Origin of the sequence: Sphingobacterium sp. UBA7855 (genome assembly GCA_002500745.1) — a bacterium.
Classification (GTDB): domain Bacteria; phylum Bacteroidota; class Bacteroidia; order Sphingobacteriales; family Sphingobacteriaceae; genus Sphingobacterium.
In genome coordinates, this window is record DLST01000020.1 from 286,212 (window position 1) to 303,262 (window position 17,051).

Consider the following 17,051-nt stretch of genomic DNA (forward strand, 5'->3'; position numbering starts at 1 on the left):
TTCTTTTTTTAAGCCATTGCCAACTTTCTAAGCTATTTCCAACCCACCTATTGCCTATACGCCAGGCTGATATTAACCATGAATTTGCTGTTGTTTGATACGGATCAGCAGGCTAACGCAAAAAATAAAAAACAATTTTATTTATTTTCTCTTATTGTATTATTGATCCAAAGTTTTTGATTTTTGATTTATTGATTTATAACAATATTCTGACATTTTGGAACTAAATTAATCGCTAATTTTGCAACCGAATGAACGTTCGATTGATGAATTATAATGAAAAAATTGCGGCTGTATTGGCGAGTACGCTAAAGCTGATACAGACCAACGGCTTCCATGGAACGCCGATGAGCAAAATCGCACAAGACTCTGATGTAGCTATAGGAACTATCTACCATTATTTCCCTTCAAAAGATGATCTGATCTTTGCGCTGTTCAAACACTGTAGAACACTGTTAAATGATTATATTTTTGATGGTATAAGAGATGATTTCGAGTATAGAGATTCATTTTTTCATATTTGGCGCAATTTTGTCAAATTCTATCTCGAGAATGGGCCCATCTTCAGTTTTTTTGAGCAATTTTTTTCGTCCCCTTACTACGAAAAAAATAAAGCGGAGATACAAGAGCCCTTGGGCGGGCAAAATAAAGTTGTCGACTTCCTGCAAGAGGGTATCGATCGGAAAATTTTAAAGCAGGTAGATGTCCATCTGTTAGTGGCCAGTTATATCGGAGTGGCATTATCGACGGTACATAGTATCAAATTCAAAGATCTGAGTTTTTCTGAACAAAATGTTGATATACTGGTGGGGATTATTTGGGACGGAGCTATTAATAAAGAAAATAATAATTAATTACATATATGAAGTTTAATAAAATCGTTTATTCTTTAGCGACCCTTTCGCTTCTGAGTAATACAGGATTTGCACAACAGCAACCTGAAAGCTTGCCGCCAAATGCGACACTTCAGCAGCTGATAGATTATGCTTTACGGAATAAAATTTCGATTAAGCAAGCCGAGCTTGATGAAACCATCGGGGAAAGAGATATTGATATTTCACTTTCTGGTTGGTATCCGCAGCTGGGTTTAACCGGCAATTTCAATCACAACGTCAAATTGCCGACGATGTTCTTTAATGGTGCTAATATCCCTCTGGGAACTAAAAATAGTAGTGCATTAACGTTGCAGGCTGACCAACAAATTCTAAACCCGGCGTTAATGCAAGCCAAAAAAGGGGCTGACCTGCTTCGGCTAAGTAACAGACAAAATACCGAAAGTCAGAAAATCGACGCCGTTGTCGATGTCAGCAAAGCTTATTACGACATTTTGACTTCGGAAGAACAAATTAAAATTGTTCAGGAAAACATCGCCCGCCTTCAAAAGCAATACAATGATTCACATGTACGTTATGAAGTTGGTGTGGTGGATAAGACCGATTACAAACGTGCACAGATCGCCTTGGCTAATGCCAAAGCTGACGAAAAGCGTACCGTAGAGATGCGCAAATATAAATATGACTATTTAAAACAGCTTTTGGCATTAGATAAAAGTCAAAACTTGACCTTATCTTTCAATAACGCTGATATGGAAAGTCAAATCTTATTGGATACGACCTCCGGATTGAATGTGACCAATCGCATTGAATTTCAACAATTACAGACTTCCAAAAAGATTCAACAATTAAACACGCAATATTATAAGTGGACTTATCTTCCAAACATCAGTGCTTTCTATAATTACGCATTTAACTACAGAAACAACAGTTTTGGAAAGTTGTACAATGATAATATTCCTAGTTCGATTGCAGGTTTAAATCTATCGCTCCCTATTTTTCAAGGATTTAAGCGTAAAAATCAAATCAATAAATCCAGACTTCAGGAAGAGCGCATTGATTGGGATATTAAGAACTTAGAGACTTCGGTCAATACGCAATATTCAATGGCACGTGCCACTTATAATGCCAATCTAAGTGATTGGAAAACTGCCCAGGAAAATGTTACACTCTCCAAAGAAGTTTATGAGACAATCAAACTACAATATGATGAGGGGATCAAAACATATCTGGATTTGATGACAGCTGAGACTGATTTAAAGACAACACAACTGAATTATTTGAATGCGCTCTATGCCTTGTTGGCGAGTAAGCTTGATGTGCAAAAAGCTATCGGATCTATTCAAACAAATTAATCAATTAAAAAGGAAACTAATACAAATCATGAATAAAAGACAATTATTATTCGCGTTCTTCCTAGGGACAGCTTTAGTATGGACCTCTTGTGGAAATAAAGATGCTAAAAAGCAAGGGCCACCACAGGCGCAAGCCGAGAAAGTCGTTCCAGTTACTTTCGGTGTAGCATCACATGAGATTGTAACAGGTACAATAAGCTATCCTGCGACAGTTAAACCGCTGAATGAAGCAGACTTATTTGCAGAAGTGAGCGGTTATATCACCAAAATATATGTCTCAGATGGCGCAGCAGTTACGAAAGGACAAGCACTTTATGAAATTGATGGTACACGCTATAATGCTGCGGTTCAACAAGCTAAAGCTAGCCTCCAAGTCGCACAGACAGAATTGGATCGCCAAAAAAGAGATTTAGGAAGATATCAAACATTGGCAGATAAGGATGCAATCGCAAAACAGACCTTTGATAATGCGCAATCAAGCGTTGCTGCTGCTCAAGCACAGGTAGAGTCTGCTCGCGCAGCACTACTCACAGCAAATACCAATTTATCACGATCGACTATTCGGGCTCCGTTTAGTGGCACTGTAGGAATATCACAGGTACGGTTGGGAGCTTTAGTGAATCCTGGTACTACCCTATTGAACACCTTATCTTCTACAAGTCCAATTGCTGTAGAGTTTCAGGTAAACGAAAAGGACATTAGCAAATTTAGCCAATTACAAAGTAGGCGTTCGTCTTCCGATCTTTCGCTTATGCTACCCAATGGAAGCACTTATGAGGGCAAAGGAACGATCACAACCATTGACCGGGCAGTCGATCCTGCAACTGGAACGATCAAAGTACGGGCGACATTTCCGAACAATGCCAATGAACTGCGTGCAGGTATGAATATCACCATGAATGTATCAACAACCTCTTCCAAAGAAGAAATTGTTGTTCCCTACAAAGCGGTATTTGAGCAGTTAGGTGTTTTCAATATATATACCGTCAACGACAGCAGTAAGGCGGAGATACATCAAGTAAAACTGGGTATCAAAGCTGGCGACAAAATCGTGATCAAAGAAGGTGTCAAAGATGGCGAGAAAATTATCGTCGATGGCACGATGAATGTCCAAAATGGAGTTAAAGTAGTGGATGCTGCCGTGGCAGCTCAACAGGCTGCGAAAGGAGCTCCTCAGGGAAAATAACACCACTAATTTTTAAAGAGAATCTAAAAAATATAGAATGATTTCAGAAGTATTTATTAAGAGGCCAGTTACCGCAATCGTTATTTCGATTTTGATTTCAATCATCGGAATTATTGCAGTATCGACGTTGCCAATTAGCCAGTATCCTTCTATTGCGCCTCCAACAGTGACTGTTACAGCAAATTACACTGGAGCGGATGCACAGACGGTTGAACAAACCGTGACAACTCTTATCGAGAGTCAGATCAATGGTACACCTGGCATGATTTATATGTCGTCTAATAGCACATCCAATGGTCAAGCAACAATTACGGTGACATTTGAAGTAGGTACGGATATCGATATAGCTACCCTAGATGTACAAAACCGTGTGGGAATTGCTGAACCAGCCCTTCCTGAAGCTGTTAGACGTCTGGGGATTACTACACGTAAAGCCAATAACGACATCCTTATGTTAGTTGCGCTAACTTCTCCAAAAGGAACGAGAAGCGAAAACTTCTTAGCTAATTACAACAACTTATACGTTAAAGACGCTCTATTACGTGTGAAAGGTGTTGGTGACGTAACCGCCTTTGGTCAGCCATTCTCCATGCGGGTATGGCTTGATGCGAACAAATTGGCTAACTTGAGCATGACTCCTGCCGATGTATCGACTGCAATTGCAGAACAAAACTCCCGTATACCTGGCGGTAGCGTCGGTGGACGTCCGCAAGAGTCGTCAACGGTATTTGAGTACCCGGTGATTACCGATAGTGACCTTTCCAATCCAGAGGATTTTGAAAACATCATTGTAAAAACCAATAAGGATGGGTCTATTGTACTTTTAAAGGATGTTGCACGTGTAGAATTGGGTCAGTTCAATTATGGTACATCATCTACCGTAAACGGTATGACCTCCTCGGCCATGATGATCAACCAGACACCTGGAGGTAATGCAGTCGAGTCGGCTGAAGGTATTGTTAATGCTTTGGAAAAATTGAAGAAATCTTTCCCAACAGATGTAGATTATACAATCAGTTACGAAACTGTATCCGTTGTAAATGCCTCAATATCTTCCGTTATACACACGCTAGTTGAAGCATTAATTCTAGTTACGGTTGTGGTGTTTTTCTTCCTTCAAAGTTGGAGGGCAACATTAATTCCTGTACTGGCCATTCCAGTGTCCATCGTGGGTACCTTCATCTTCTTCCTGATGTTTGGGTTTTCAATCAACAACCTGACGATGCTTGCTTTTGTATTAGCCATCGGTATTGTGGTGGATGATGCCATTGTTGTTGTGGAAGCAGTACAGCATTACATCGACCACTATAAGCTGGATGCAAAAGAAGCAACAAGGCGCGCTATGGGCGATATTACAGCTCCGGTTATTGCAATTGCATTGATTTTGGCAGCCGTATTTGTACCAGTCGGTTTTATACCAGGCATGGTCGGTAAATTGTACCAACAATTTGCCATCACGATCGCCGTATCCGTCATGCTATCTGCATTTATAGCGCTTTCATTAACCCCAGCATTATGTTCAATTTTATTGAAGCCTACAGCAGTACATGAAGGCGCAAGAGGATTGAATAAATTTTTCTATAAATTTAATGTTTGGTTTGAAAAAGTAACGATAAAATACTCAAATGGTGTAAAACAGGCGATCAAAAAAGCACCCCTGGTATTGATCATTCTCTTATGTATTTTTATTGGAACAGGATGGATGTTTACAACCAAACCCACTGGATTTATTCCTTCTGAGGATGGTGGTGCATTTTTTGCAGGTATAACGTTGCCAGAAGGTTCATCCTCTGCGCGTACAAATGAAGTGCTAAAAGAAATTGAAGCTGATCTGCATAAGACATTCCCCGAAATCAAATATGTTACTGCAATCTCCGGTATCAATATCTTGAATCGTGCATTTAAATCCAATGGAGCGACAGTATTCGTTTCGCTTAAACCTTGGGAAACGCGTACACGCACTGCAAACGATATTGCCGGGATGATTATGGGCAAGTATGCAGGCTATACCAAGGCCAGAGTATTAGCTGTAACGCCACCGGCAATTCCAGGTTTAGGTACATCTGGGGGTTTCTCGATGCAGGTACAGGATTTGCAAACTGTCAACATCAAAGACTTCGAAGCCACAGTCGGTAAATTCTTGATGGCTGCCAACCAACGTCCGGAAATTGGAATGGCTTACACATTGTTTAATACCAATTCGCCAAACTACAAATTGGAGGTAAACCGTGAACAGGCAAAACGTATGGGTGTGCCGATCTCAAGTATCTATTCAACAATATCATCGTATTTAGGTAGTAGTTATGTCAATGACTTCACAAAGTATGGACGTAGTTATCGGGTTGTTACACAAGCCGATATACCATACCGCATGAATATTGAAGATATCAATAAGTTGTATGTCAACAATATCTCAGGAAACCCTGTACCTATGGGTACCCTGGTTACTTATGAACTAACGACAATGCCTTCAATCATCAATCACTACAATATCTTTAGAAGTATTGAGGTCAACGGTAGCTCAGCTCCGGGTTATTCGTCAGGGGATGCTCTGAAAGCTTTACAGGAAGTTGCTGCCCAAACTTTGCCAGAAGGTTTTGACTATCAATTTTCCGGTCTATCATTACAAGAAATGCAATCGGGATCTAAGACCATTCAAATTTTTGCGTTGTGTATTCTATTTGTGTTCCTACTTTTAGCAGCATTGTACGAAAGCTGGTCTGTACCATTTTCTATTTTATTATCTGTGCCGTTGGGCGTATTTGGAGCAATCTTAACATTGACGCTGATTCCAACCTTGGATAATAACATCTATGCACAAATCGGTTTGGTTACAATTATTGGTCTAGCAGCCAAAAATGCAATTCTGATTGTAGAGTTTGCCAAGGAAAGGGTTGATATTGGAATGAACCTTTATGAGGCAACTTTAGATGCAGTAAAATTGCGTTTACGCCCAATCATCATGACATCTTTTGCATTCATTTTGGGGATTATTCCATTGATGCTATCCCACGGTGCTGGTGCTATATCTCGCCAAACAATTGGTTGGACCGTATTTGGCGGTATGACTGCCGCTACCCTCCTTGCGATATTTATCGTTCCCGTTCTGTTCGTCGTGATTACACGCATGGCCTATGGTAAGAAAAAACTAGCAGAATTAGAGGCTAATTTCGATGCGGAGAAAGCTAAAAATTTAAGTGCCCACTAGTTATATGTTGCCTCTGGTATTAAAATAAATACCGGGCTAACCGCAAAGAAGCCTTTCCTAAAATTCGGGAAAGGCTTCTTTTTGCTTGTCCAATTATATTTCTTTATTTTTACCATTCACTATTAAAAATATATGTCACCTGAATCACAACGTAAATTTGAATTACTAAACCTCCTCGCCGAGTCCTACGATGCGCTATTGTTTGATGTCGATGGTACTTTGGCAGATAATATGCACGCGCATAAACAAGCATACAAAGCTGCGGCAGAACACTATGGAATTGAATTGGATGTTAATTTGATCGACGAAACTGCCGGATGGCCAACTGTTGCTGTTTCAGAAGAAATCAGCAAACGCTATGAAGTGGATTTCGATTATCAGGAATTTTCCGCGCTTAAATCTACTATATTTCGTGATGAATATGTATTTAAAACCCAACCAGTAGATTATGTCGTTGAACATCTAAAATATCAAAAAGGCAAAAAACATATTGCTGCTGTATCTGGAGGCACGAGATCGACTTTATCGATGACATTGAATACCATTGGTGTATGGGATGATCTGGAAACATTGGTGTGTGCAGGCGATACTCCCGAAGGGAAACCCTCTCCCCAGCCTTTTCTTTTGGCAGCCTCACAATTAAATATTGATCCCAAAAGATGCTTGGTGTACGAAGATGGTATTCCGGGAGTTGAAGGTGCTAAAGCCGCAGGAATGGGATGGGTTCGCGTAGATGAAATTTAATACCTAGAATGCGATAAAAAAGCCGCAATAAATTAAACACTTATTGCGGCTTTTGATTATCAGGTAGGATTAAAAACTCGTGATTATTTTCACTCCCCCATTACTGTAGTTCAAATCGGATGATTTTAGTCCTCCAATCGGGGCTTTGTAATAAGGCTCTACAGAAATCGATAGTTTACCAATTTTTTGCTTCCTACCAACAGAAAAATTAACAAAGCCATTTACACCTTTTTCATCCACATTTTTATCTGTAGATTTTTGTTTATATTCTGCATTATTAGTCTCATAAATCATCGCGCGTTCCTGATCCAATACACCTACATAAGAGACGCCCACAGACGTGTAAAAGTTCCTCGTAATCGCATATCTCACATCCACAGGAATGTCCACGGTTAAGATTTTACCAGAGACTCGTTCATTGCTCTTGGCATCCTTTGCATCCGCTGCCCGCGTAATAAAAGAATTACTGATATTTGACTGTGAAATATAATTTGGTGCATCTAAACTAAATGAGTTTGAAGACATTGCTGGAGTAATAGGCGTATTCCCAGAAACAGCACCATAATGTTGAATAGAGGCTCCGGACCGGAGGCTTATTTTGCTCGATATATTATAAGCTAGTGCAACGCCACCGCCAAGTGTTATACTCTCCGAAGTTGAAGCTGGAGAAATAAAAGCCCCCATCTCCCATTTTTTCTCTAGACTGGTTTCATTCTGCATAATGCTTGTTCTCGCAGCCCCTTGTTGCATAGCGTAGAGTTGTGAAAGCTTTGCCGCATCATGCTGTGTCCTATTACCAGAAGAAATTGAAACCGAATTAGATTGAACGGTAAGACCTTCCACTTCATCTTCGTCCCAATGAATATTCGCTGAGAACTTATTATTCTTTAATGGGATTGCTTGTGGGCTGGTAATCTCCTTCGAAAAAGTTAAATCAGTCGATTGCATTACCCGTCCAGCATTTAATACCACACGGTTATTTTCGACATGTTGAACGGAATGGTTTGTCACCCCTGCGTAGGTAAACGGTCTTGTTTGAAATAACTTCTCGCTGACTAAATCATCATCACGAATAACATCCGATAGTGAACGCTTCATGGACTCTTTCAAATCCTTATTATTTACGATCACATCATCACTTGTCTGATTCTCGATTTTGACCACAGACGGTGCATCCTTAGGCGTATCGTTATTTAAGCCCCAGTAGCCAACACCAGCAAACACGAGTAAGGCAGCTGCTGCGCTCCAATACCTCCAATTCGAGGGACTACGTGGGATAGCATCATACGTTGAGGCAAATTTCTCCCAGGAACCTTCTTTATAAGGCAGTTCATGGTCTTTTAATTGTCCAATGATCTCATCTATCAATTCCTTTTTCTTATTGTCTTTCATCGTAACAACAATATTTATCTTATTTCTTGAACTACGCCTGTATAATTCAAGTATAATTTCCTAAGTTTTTGCTTCGCTCGCGTCAGATAAGTACGTGAAGTACTATCAGGTATATTAAGCATTTGGGCAATTTCATCGTGTGAATAACCCTCAATTTCATAGAGATTAAAAATAGTTTTTTGAATTTCAGGAAGCTGATCCAACAGCCGCATAATCTCATTGACTTCCAAACGACTATCCAACTGAACTGCTGGTGTGTGCATGTCACCTTCTCCGAGATCTTCAACCGAATAAAGTTGCTTCTTACTTCGTAAAAAATCAATGGAAATATTAGCCGCTATTCGACCTATCCAAGCTCGAAAAGACTTTTCTAAATTTTCATCGTCAATATCCCGATTAAAAGACTCCAATTTTCGAAAAACTCTAACAAAACTCTCATTCACAAGTTCTTCAGCATCCACATCCTGTTTTACATAACGGATAATAATTGCCATGAGATATCCATAATATTTCTTATAAACGAAGGCCTTCCCATCCTCGCGATCTAGCAAGCAACGTGCTAAGGCATCATCTAAAGACGATAACTTCTTGTTATAAAAATATGATCGAATTATACCCACTTAACCTATTTAATTATTAAGTCTCAAACTTAGACAAATTGCCTTTGATATGCAATCGATTACATTATCTATGCAACAATTCACCACATTTCCCCCGGTAACCAACATCTTTTTTTGAGGAAATAACCGAATTAAAATCATAAAACTTAAAACTAAATAGCCAATTGTCCCCTTGTAATATCACTATTTAACTATTTTTTTACACTTTAACGATACCCTAAGCATTTTCGCTACAACGATTTCATAAAAAAATCAATAAAAAGAATTGAAAAAAATGGCTATTTTTGCTTGATTTTCACATTTTAAATATTATTCATACCGAATGAGTACTGTATTATCCGAACAGGAACAACTTAGAAGACAAGCGATGCAATCGTTGTTGGATATGGGAATTGACCCGTTTCCAGCGAATGAATTTGTCGTTAATGCACATGCTGCTGATATTTTAGAAAATTACGATAGAGATAAATTGAATTATAAAAACATTACCCTAGCTGGACGCATTATGAGCCGTCGTGTCATGGGAAGTGCTTCATTTTTTGAAATTCAAGATTCTACCGGCCGTATTCAAGCTTATATTAAGCGGGATGACATTTGCCCAGACGAGAATAAGGATTTATACAACGTAGTTTTTAAAAAACTGTTGGATATTGGTGATATCGTCGGAATCAAAGGCTATGTATTCACAACACAAACTGAAGCGATTGCAGTGCACGTAGAACAACTTACCGTTTTATCTAAATCGCTACGTCCGCTACCTGTTGTTAAATCTGCTGAAGGAAAAACTTTCGACGCCTTTACAGATCCTGAACAACGCTATAGAATGCGCTATGTGGATTTGATTGTCAATCCAGGTAATAAAGATATATTTATCAAACGGACCAAACTTTTCAATGCAATGCGTCAGTTTTTTAACGATGCAGGTTATATGGAAGTAGAAACACCAGTTCTACAGTCTATTCCCGGTGGAGCAGCAGCACGTCCATTTATAACCCACCACAATGCGTTGGATATTCCATTATACCTTCGCATTGCTAACGAGTTATATTTAAAAAGATTGATCGTAGGAGGATTTGACGGTGTGTATGAATTTTCTAAAAACTTCCGCAACGAAGGAATGGACCGCACGCATAATCCCGAATTCACAGCGATGGAGATTTATGTAGCTTATAAAGACTACAATTGGATGATGGATTTTACGGAACGTCTTTTGGAACACTGTGCATCCGCCGTCAATGGAACAACTGAAGTTACATTCGGCACGCATAAAATTGACTTTAAAGCCCCATATAAACGTATCTCGATGACAGATTCTATCAAAGAATTTACTGGATTCGATATCACTGGAAAATCTGAAGATGAAATTCGTATCGCTGCTAAAGGAATGGGTATTGATGTGAATGAAACGATGGGAAAAGGTAAATTAATAGACGAAATTTTTGGTGCGAAGTGCGAAGGCCACTACATTCAACCTACATTCATCACAGATTATCCTAAAGAAATGTCTCCTTTGACCAAAAAACATAGAGATAATCCTAATTTAACAGAGCGTTTTGAGCTAATGGTCTGCGGAAAAGAGATTGCCAATGCGTATTCAGAGCTAAATGATCCGATTGATCAACGTGAACGTTTTGAAGAGCAATTGCGCCTTTCCGAAAAGGGGGATGACGAGGCAATGTTTATTGACCAAGACTTCTTACGTTCACTCGAATATGGTATGCCGCCTACTTCTGGACTTGGTATTGGAATGGATCGTTTGATCATGTTCCTGACAGACAATGCCTCCATTCAAGAAGTTCTTTTCTTTCCACAAATGCGCCCAGAAAAAGTTGCTCGAGTAGCGGAAATACAAGATTACGAGCAGGAAGGAATTCCTGCAGTATGGGTGCCAGCACTGCAAAAAATGGGTTTTACAACCATCGAAGCTTTAAAAGAGGCAAATCCAAATAAGGTCTTTAACGACCTTGGCGGTATGCGTAAAAAGCTTAAATTAGATATCAATATGCCAACGAAAGACGAGGTATTTGCTTGGTTCAATTAAATCGATCCAATCTGAACAAAAAAAGCTGTCCCAATAAAAATTGAGACAGCTTTTTTTATTGTGTAAAAACTGATAAAGAATTACCAACTGTGCATATGAATCGCAAAATTTTAATTGAAGATAGCTCACGTTTTTAATTAGTTCAAGATGCTACCAGCACGCTACCATTTCTATCACTAACAGGGAGATTACAGGGGGTTAACAGGGGGTTAACAGGGATAAACCCCTGTAGTACCCCTGTTATATCCCTATAAAGGTCGTCTTGAATCCCTATTAGATTGGGAATTGGTATTGAGATATCAATAAGATGAATGGAGAGGATAGCCAAAAACCTAGATAAAGCTTTTGAAAACAGTGGCTATGACCTGATTATCTCCAAGAAAATCGCTCGACCAATTGTATACATTTATTATATTTACATAGCATAAACGAAATCAGCTTTTGGTATGAAGAATATTCTCGCGCTTGATGGTGGTGGTATAAGAGGCATCATTCCCGCAATGGTACTTGTAGCTCTAGAAGAAAAACTACAGAAGCAGAAGATGGATACAAATGCTCGTATCGCCTCGTATTTTGACTTCATTGCAGGTACAAGTAGCGGTGGAATTCTCACCAGTATTCTGCTCTATCCGGAAGAAGGAAATCCCTCCCAACCAAAATTTTCTGCGCGAGATGCGTTAAATTTATTTGTCAATCATGGTACTGAAATTTTCAACGCTTCCAAATGGCGGCACTTTTTAGGCGGTTTCGGATTGGTCAGTGAATTATATTCCCCTATTCCTTTATCAAACGTACTCGATAAATATTTTCAAAATGCGAGATTGAGTCAATTAATCAAGCCCTGTATTATCACAGCATATAATATCGAATTACGAAAAAATCATTTTTTCAGACAACAGAAAGCAATTACACATGGTGAAGCGAGAGATTTCTACCTCAAGGATGTCTGTAGAGCGACTTCTGCCGCACCCACATTTTTCCCTGTCGCTGAAATCTACTCCCTTTCAAAAACCAGATACCCATTGGTTGACGGCGGCGTATTTGCCCAAAACCCTTCCATATGCGCTTTACTCGAAGTCCTAAAGGCATTTAATAGCACGCAGATAAATGATATGTTTATGGTGTCGCTAGGAACTGGTGTTTCAAAAACAGCCTACAATTACGAACATTTTAAGAAGAATCTTGCCATCCAAATCGGTCCAGCACTAGTGGATATTATGACAAGTGCGTCTTCTGAAAGCACTGAATTTTTCATAAAGCAATTATTTCGAAGCAACGGTAAACAACAAAATTATCTTCGCTTAGAACCATCGAACCTTTCTAGCATCAATGCGGCGCTAGATGCTGCATCGATGAACAATATCCAGAAATTGATCTCCTTATCGGATAAAATGATTAGTGAAAATGAAGATACGCTGGATTATATTGTTGCTCATCTAATTAAAGAAAAGAATCAGAAGGAGAAGAAAAATCCATGGAGCAAGTTGATGGATAAATTCTAAAAGATTACTTTTACGCATATTTTAAATCGATATGGCATTAAACTACGTTTGGGTTGCATTTTTTTTTATCACATTTGCCGTAGCCCTTGTAAAACTCATTTTTTTTGGGGATACTGAAGTTTTCCAGCAAATTGTAAACTCAATCTTTGATAGTGCGAAAACAGGTGCCGAAATTTCCTTGGGACTGATCGGCATGATGAGTTTTGCCCTAGGCATCATGAAAATTGGTGAAAAAGGTGGAATGATCAGTATCTTCGCGAAAGTCGTTGGCCCTTTTTTTCATAGATTGTTTCCTGAAATTCCAAAAAATCACCCTGCGCTTGGCTCTATTCTTATGAATTTCTCGGCTAATGCGCTTGGTTTAGATAATGCTGCAACGCCTTTAGGACTTAAAGCGATGAAAGAACTGCAGGAATTAAATCCAAACAAAGAAACTGCATCGAATGCCCAAATCATGTTTATTGTCCTCAACGCATCAAGTTTAACACTCTTGCCGATTTCTATCATGGCCTATCGAAAAGAAGCGGGAGCACCAGATCCTTCAGATGTATTCTTACCAATCTTAATAGCGACATTCTTCTCCACTCTGGTCGCGTTGATTCTTGTAGCTATTTATCAAAAAATCAATCTGTTGAATCGTGTAGTTTTGGGATATTTGGGTGCCATGTGCCTGTTTATCGGTGGACTGCTTTATTACTTTTCTGGTCTACAACAATCGGAGATCGAAATATTCAGCAAAGTATTTGGAAATGTTATCTTATTTAGCTTATTTACCTCTTTCATAGGGTTGGCACTTTTCCGTAAGGTAAATGTTTATGATTCCTTTATTGAGGGAGCCAAAGAAGGCTTTGAGGTTTCCGTTAAAATAATACCTTACTTAGTTGCAATGCTTGTTGGAATTGCCGTCTTTAGAGCGTCCGGGACAATGGATTATATGGTAGCGGGTATTGCTAAAGGCATTGCCTTGTGCGGTTTGGATACGTCCTTTGTGGACGCGCTACCTGTTGCTTTTATGAAACCGTTGAGTGGCTCTGGCGCACGTGGACTTATGGTTGATTTGATGAATGCAAAAGGTCCAATGGATTTCGCGGCTCGGGTTGCGTGTGTTATTCAAGGATCCACGGAGACTACTTTTTATGTCCTTGCAGTATATTTTGGAGCGGTAGGAATTAAACGCACTCGACATGCGCTTCCATGCGCTCTACTGGCTGAATTGGCCGGGGTGATAGCTGCAATCATTATATCCTATATATTTTTTAAATAGCTTGCAAAATAGGATCAGAACGGTTCTTTTCCATAGATAAGCCAATCGCTTAACACATAATTATATACTGATGAAAAAAACAATTGCATTGATAGCCCATGACGGCAAGAAACCAGAAATGGTGGCATTTGTCAAAGATCACCAAGATTTGTTAGAACGCGCTGATATCATTGCCACAGGGACCACGGGTTCATATGTCAGACAAACTGGCCTTCCGGTAGAATTGAAACTAAGTGGCCCAATGGGCGGCGACGCACAGATTGCGGCATTAGCTGCTGAAGGAAAAGTTGATGGAATCATATTCTTTCGCGATCCACTAGGAAAACATGCACATGAACCTGATATTCAAATGCTCATGCGTGTATGTGATCTTTATAATGTGCCATTGGCAACAAATCCGGCAACAGGAAGCCTGATTATTGAAGGTTTATTGGAAGATGTCGAAGCTTAAATTCAAATTGTATGGATAATGAAGTAATCGTTTCAATAGGGAAAATTCCCTATACAACTACAGTAAACTATGGAAAGCATCAGCTAACGGTAGATGAACCAAAAGATTTAGGCGGCGAAGATGAGGGCATCAATCCCGTTCCTTTGCTACTATCCTCTCTAGGGAGCTGCAAGGCCATCACGGTAAAAATGTACGCTGACAGGAAAGAATGGCCCCTGGAAGAAGTATTGGTTCGTCTAACGCATGAAGTACAAACGAGTGAGCAGCAACAAACGACCTATATACAATGCTATATTAGTTTTAAAGGAGATTTAGACGATGTCCAAAAACAGCGCCTATTCAAAATTGCTGAGAAGTGTCCTGTCCATAAAATATTAGCAAATCCGATTATAATAACGTCAAATCATTTATAGCGTTTCTTGGGATAACGAATAACAGTATTTATATTTGCCCGCGCAAAATCGGCCTTTAAAATTGTTAAAATCGAATGGAAAAGGTTACTGATGCTGAAATAAAGATATTTGTATTAAAAATATAGCAAACGATGCAGTTGGATCCACAAATAGCAATAGACTCGCCTTTTCGATCGATCAAACGTGAAGACTGGAAAAATTTAAACGGGAAAGTTTTGCACAACTTCAGTACCGAAGACTTAGAAACCCTCCATGCGCTAAATGAACCCTTGACAAATCAGGAGATAGAAGAAGTCTATGTCCCGTTGAGTCACTTACTCGAAATTCATATCGATCGTTTCCAAAGCCTTCATCGGCGAACAAATCGTTTTTTTGGTAAGGAGGAAAGCAAACTTCCGTACATCATCGGTATTGCCGGATCGGTTGCCGTGGGGAAAAGTACTACAGCAAGGGTATTGCAGCGTGTACTCAGTCTACTTCCTTCAAAGCCAAAAGTAGATCTAGTAACCACAGATGGCTTTCTTTATCCAAATAAGCAACTCATTGAACTCGGGATTCTTAACCGGAAAGGTTTTCCGGAAAGCTATGATGCCAAAAGATTGATCCATTTCCTTTCAGCCGTGAAGTCCGGTTCTCCAAGGATTGCAGTACCCGTCTACAGCCACCTGATCTATGATGTATTGCCAGACGAAGAGCAACAAATCATCGAACAGCCCGATATTCTCATTGTAGAAGGAATCAATGTATTGCAAGTCAATTCCCAGCGGCCGAGAAAAGGCCATAGCGTATTCGTCTCCGATTTCTTTGATTACGCTATTTATGTGCACGCCAGCGAAAAAAACTTGATCGAATGGTACACCAACCGATTTGAGTCACTTCGCGAAACTGCGTTCCAAAATCCAGCGTCATTTTTCCACAAATATGCAAATATGACGACTGAAGAAAGCCAGTCTATGGCCGTAAGTATCTGGAATGAAATTAATAAGCCTAACTTAATTAAGAATATTCTGCCAACACGATATCGCGCAGATCTGATTCTGGAAAAAGGGGGCCATCACTTCGTCAAAAATATCAAAGTCAGGAAAATTTAACCTTTGCCGCGCTGAAATTGCAAAATTTCATTCAATATTCTGCTCTGCACCTGCTGATGTATCTTGTTGCTGGAAGAAATTGTACTAACTTCAACTTTGTATTTGATGTAATCTTTAGCAATATCAGCAACCTTAATAATAAAACCTTTGGAATGGTCCAAATTAGGATTCTGCTGAAACAAAGGTGTTAAATAACGTTCCAATTCCTCTACTGCAACAGCAATATCAATGGGTAACTCAAACTTGACAACAATTTTATTTGATTTTTGAGAAGTTTTATTGACTAGCGTTGCCGTAAATACTAAATTGTTTGGAATCATTACGGCGTCGTCATCTTCATCTCGTACAACAAGATTGGCCAATGTGATATCGACAATCTTTCCCTGGTACTCACCTATTTTTATCCGGTCTCCCACCGAAAATTGATCGGAAAACATGATGATCAAACCAGAAATCATATTGGTGATATATTCTCTAAATATTACAGCAATCGCCATGGCAACGATTGTCATGCTGGTAATAAAATCTTTCGGATTAATACCAACGGCAATCATTAGGCCAACAATAAAGAAAAACACATTACAGACAGTAGCGACACGTGTAATGCCAAGTACAAAATTACCACGGACAATCTGTTGTTCATTTCTACTGTTGTATAATTTTACAAGTATAAAATGCCCAATTGATATCAAAACACTTGCGGTTAAAAATGTGTTTAATCCGTATGCGATATTTCGAATAATCTCCTTTTGCTTATAAAAGCTTTCAAATTGAACAAATGATGCCGTCAATGCAACGAGCAGTATCATCCGTATAAAAAAAGAAATTGAAATTGACTTTCTCATTTTTACCCTAAATCTAAAACTGTTTTAATCCTCCAAAGCTTGATTTTTGAATACCTTCCGCACAAGAATATCTCTGCAAGAACGGAATAAAAGCGGCCTGCTAAGC

At 39.3% G+C, this 17,051-nt stretch carries 14 protein-coding genes; 11 read left to right on the top strand and 3 right to left on the bottom strand.

Annotated features, from left to right (window positions below; genetic code table 11):
* Nucleotides 1–266 precede the first annotated feature (266 nt).
* The 5 genes from B2107_RS20600 (at nucleotide 267) to B2107_RS20620 (ending at nucleotide 7,326) form a co-directional block, all read left to right on the top strand.
* Entirely contained in the window at nucleotides 267–854 is a 588-nt protein-coding gene (locus tag B2107_RS20600) for a TetR/AcrR family transcriptional regulator (protein WP_293957636.1), read from the top strand.
* Nucleotides 855–862: 8 nt separating this feature from the next.
* Complete coding sequence (locus B2107_RS20605) at nucleotides 863–2,188, top strand: TolC family protein (RefSeq protein ID WP_293957637.1); 1,326 nt, start codon at nucleotides 863–865, stop codon at nucleotides 2,186–2,188.
* 28 nt (nucleotides 2,189–2,216) lie between these two features.
* Nucleotides 2,217–3,374: an efflux RND transporter periplasmic adaptor subunit gene (locus B2107_RS20610; RefSeq protein WP_293957638.1), complete on the top strand. Its 1,158-nt coding sequence runs from the start codon at nucleotides 2,217–2,219 to the stop codon at nucleotides 3,372–3,374.
* Nucleotides 3,375–3,411: 37 nt separating this feature from the next.
* Nucleotides 3,412–6,582: an efflux RND transporter permease subunit gene (locus B2107_RS20615; RefSeq protein ID WP_293957639.1), complete on the top strand. Its 3,171-nt coding sequence runs from the start codon at nucleotides 3,412–3,414 to the stop codon at nucleotides 6,580–6,582.
* Nucleotides 6,583–6,714: 132 nt separating this feature from the next.
* On the top strand, nucleotides 6,715–7,326 hold the full coding sequence (locus tag B2107_RS20620; RefSeq protein WP_293957640.1) for an HAD family hydrolase: 612 nt from the start codon (nucleotides 6,715–6,717) through the stop codon (nucleotides 7,324–7,326).
* A gap of 69 nt (nucleotides 7,327–7,395) precedes the next feature.
* On the opposite strand, the gene B2107_RS20625 is transcribed toward B2107_RS20620, so the two are convergent.
* On the bottom strand, nucleotides 7,396–8,718 hold the full coding sequence (locus B2107_RS20625; RefSeq protein WP_293957641.1) for a hypothetical protein: 1,323 nt from the start codon (nucleotides 8,716–8,718) through the stop codon (nucleotides 7,396–7,398).
* A gap of 14 nt (nucleotides 8,719–8,732) precedes the next feature.
* On the bottom strand, nucleotides 8,733–9,338 hold the full coding sequence (locus B2107_RS20630; RefSeq protein WP_293957642.1) for an RNA polymerase sigma factor: 606 nt from the start codon (nucleotides 9,336–9,338) through the stop codon (nucleotides 8,733–8,735).
* Between the two features lie 322 nt (nucleotides 9,339–9,660).
* Between B2107_RS20630 and lysS the strand changes: the two genes are divergently transcribed.
* The 6 genes from lysS (at nucleotide 9,661) to coaA (ending at nucleotide 16,100) form a co-directional block, all read left to right on the top strand.
* Complete coding sequence (gene lysS, locus B2107_RS20635; RefSeq protein WP_293957643.1) at nucleotides 9,661–11,379, top strand: lysine--tRNA ligase; 1,719 nt, start codon at nucleotides 9,661–9,663, stop codon at nucleotides 11,377–11,379.
* Nucleotides 11,380–11,825: 446 nt separating this feature from the next.
* Complete coding sequence (locus B2107_RS20640) at nucleotides 11,826–12,881, top strand: patatin-like phospholipase family protein (RefSeq protein WP_293957644.1); 1,056 nt, start codon at nucleotides 11,826–11,828, stop codon at nucleotides 12,879–12,881.
* A gap of 31 nt (nucleotides 12,882–12,912) precedes the next feature.
* On the top strand, nucleotides 12,913–14,145 hold the full coding sequence (locus B2107_RS20645; RefSeq protein ID WP_293957645.1) for a nucleoside recognition domain-containing protein: 1,233 nt from the start codon (nucleotides 12,913–12,915) through the stop codon (nucleotides 14,143–14,145).
* Nucleotides 14,146–14,215: 70 nt separating this feature from the next.
* On the top strand, nucleotides 14,216–14,596 hold the full coding sequence (locus tag B2107_RS20650) for a methylglyoxal synthase (protein ID WP_209579226.1): 381 nt from the start codon (nucleotides 14,216–14,218) through the stop codon (nucleotides 14,594–14,596).
* 11 nt (nucleotides 14,597–14,607) lie between these two features.
* Entirely contained in the window at nucleotides 14,608–15,009 is a 402-nt protein-coding gene (locus tag B2107_RS20655) for an OsmC family protein (protein WP_293957646.1), read from the top strand.
* A gap of 131 nt (nucleotides 15,010–15,140) precedes the next feature.
* Nucleotides 15,141–16,100, top strand: a complete 960-nt coding sequence (gene coaA, locus B2107_RS20660) for a type I pantothenate kinase (RefSeq protein WP_293957647.1) — start codon at nucleotides 15,141–15,143, stop codon at nucleotides 16,098–16,100.
* Here coaA and B2107_RS20665 read toward each other — a convergent pair.
* Nucleotides 16,097–16,945, bottom strand: a complete 849-nt coding sequence (locus tag B2107_RS20665) for a mechanosensitive ion channel family protein (protein ID WP_293957648.1) — start codon at nucleotides 16,943–16,945, stop codon at nucleotides 16,097–16,099. The two genes, coaA and B2107_RS20665, sit on opposite strands and share 4 nt — an antisense overlap.
* Nucleotides 16,946–17,051: the final 106 nt, after the last annotated feature.

Coding starts and splice junctions, on each gene's coding strand:
- B2107_RS20600 (WP_293957636.1), top strand. CDS start 267: ATGAATTATAATGAAAAAATTGCGGCTGTATTGGCGAGTACGCTAAAG.
- B2107_RS20605 (WP_293957637.1), top strand. CDS start 863: ATGAAGTTTAATAAAATCGTTTATTCTTTAGCGACCCTTTCGCTTCTG.
- B2107_RS20610 (WP_293957638.1), top strand. CDS start 2,217: ATGAATAAAAGACAATTATTATTCGCGTTCTTCCTAGGGACAGCTTTA.
- B2107_RS20615 (WP_293957639.1), top strand. CDS start 3,412: ATGATTTCAGAAGTATTTATTAAGAGGCCAGTTACCGCAATCGTTATT.
- B2107_RS20620 (WP_293957640.1), top strand. CDS start 6,715: ATGTCACCTGAATCACAACGTAAATTTGAATTACTAAACCTCCTCGCC.
- B2107_RS20625 (WP_293957641.1), bottom strand. CDS start 8,718: ATGAAAGACAATAAGAAAAAGGAATTGATAGATGAGATCATTGGACAA.
- lysS (WP_293957643.1), top strand. CDS start 9,661: ATGAGTACTGTATTATCCGAACAGGAACAACTTAGAAGACAAGCGATG.
- B2107_RS20640 (WP_293957644.1), top strand. CDS start 11,826: ATGAAGAATATTCTCGCGCTTGATGGTGGTGGTATAAGAGGCATCATT.
- B2107_RS20645 (WP_293957645.1), top strand. CDS start 12,913: ATGGCATTAAACTACGTTTGGGTTGCATTTTTTTTTATCACATTTGCC.
- B2107_RS20650 (WP_209579226.1), top strand. CDS start 14,216: ATGAAAAAAACAATTGCATTGATAGCCCATGACGGCAAGAAACCAGAA.
- B2107_RS20655 (WP_293957646.1), top strand. CDS start 14,608: ATGGATAATGAAGTAATCGTTTCAATAGGGAAAATTCCCTATACAACT.
- coaA (WP_293957647.1), top strand. CDS start 15,141: ATGCAGTTGGATCCACAAATAGCAATAGACTCGCCTTTTCGATCGATC.
- B2107_RS20665 (WP_293957648.1), bottom strand. CDS start 16,945: ATGAGAAAGTCAATTTCAATTTCTTTTTTTATACGGATGATACTGCTC.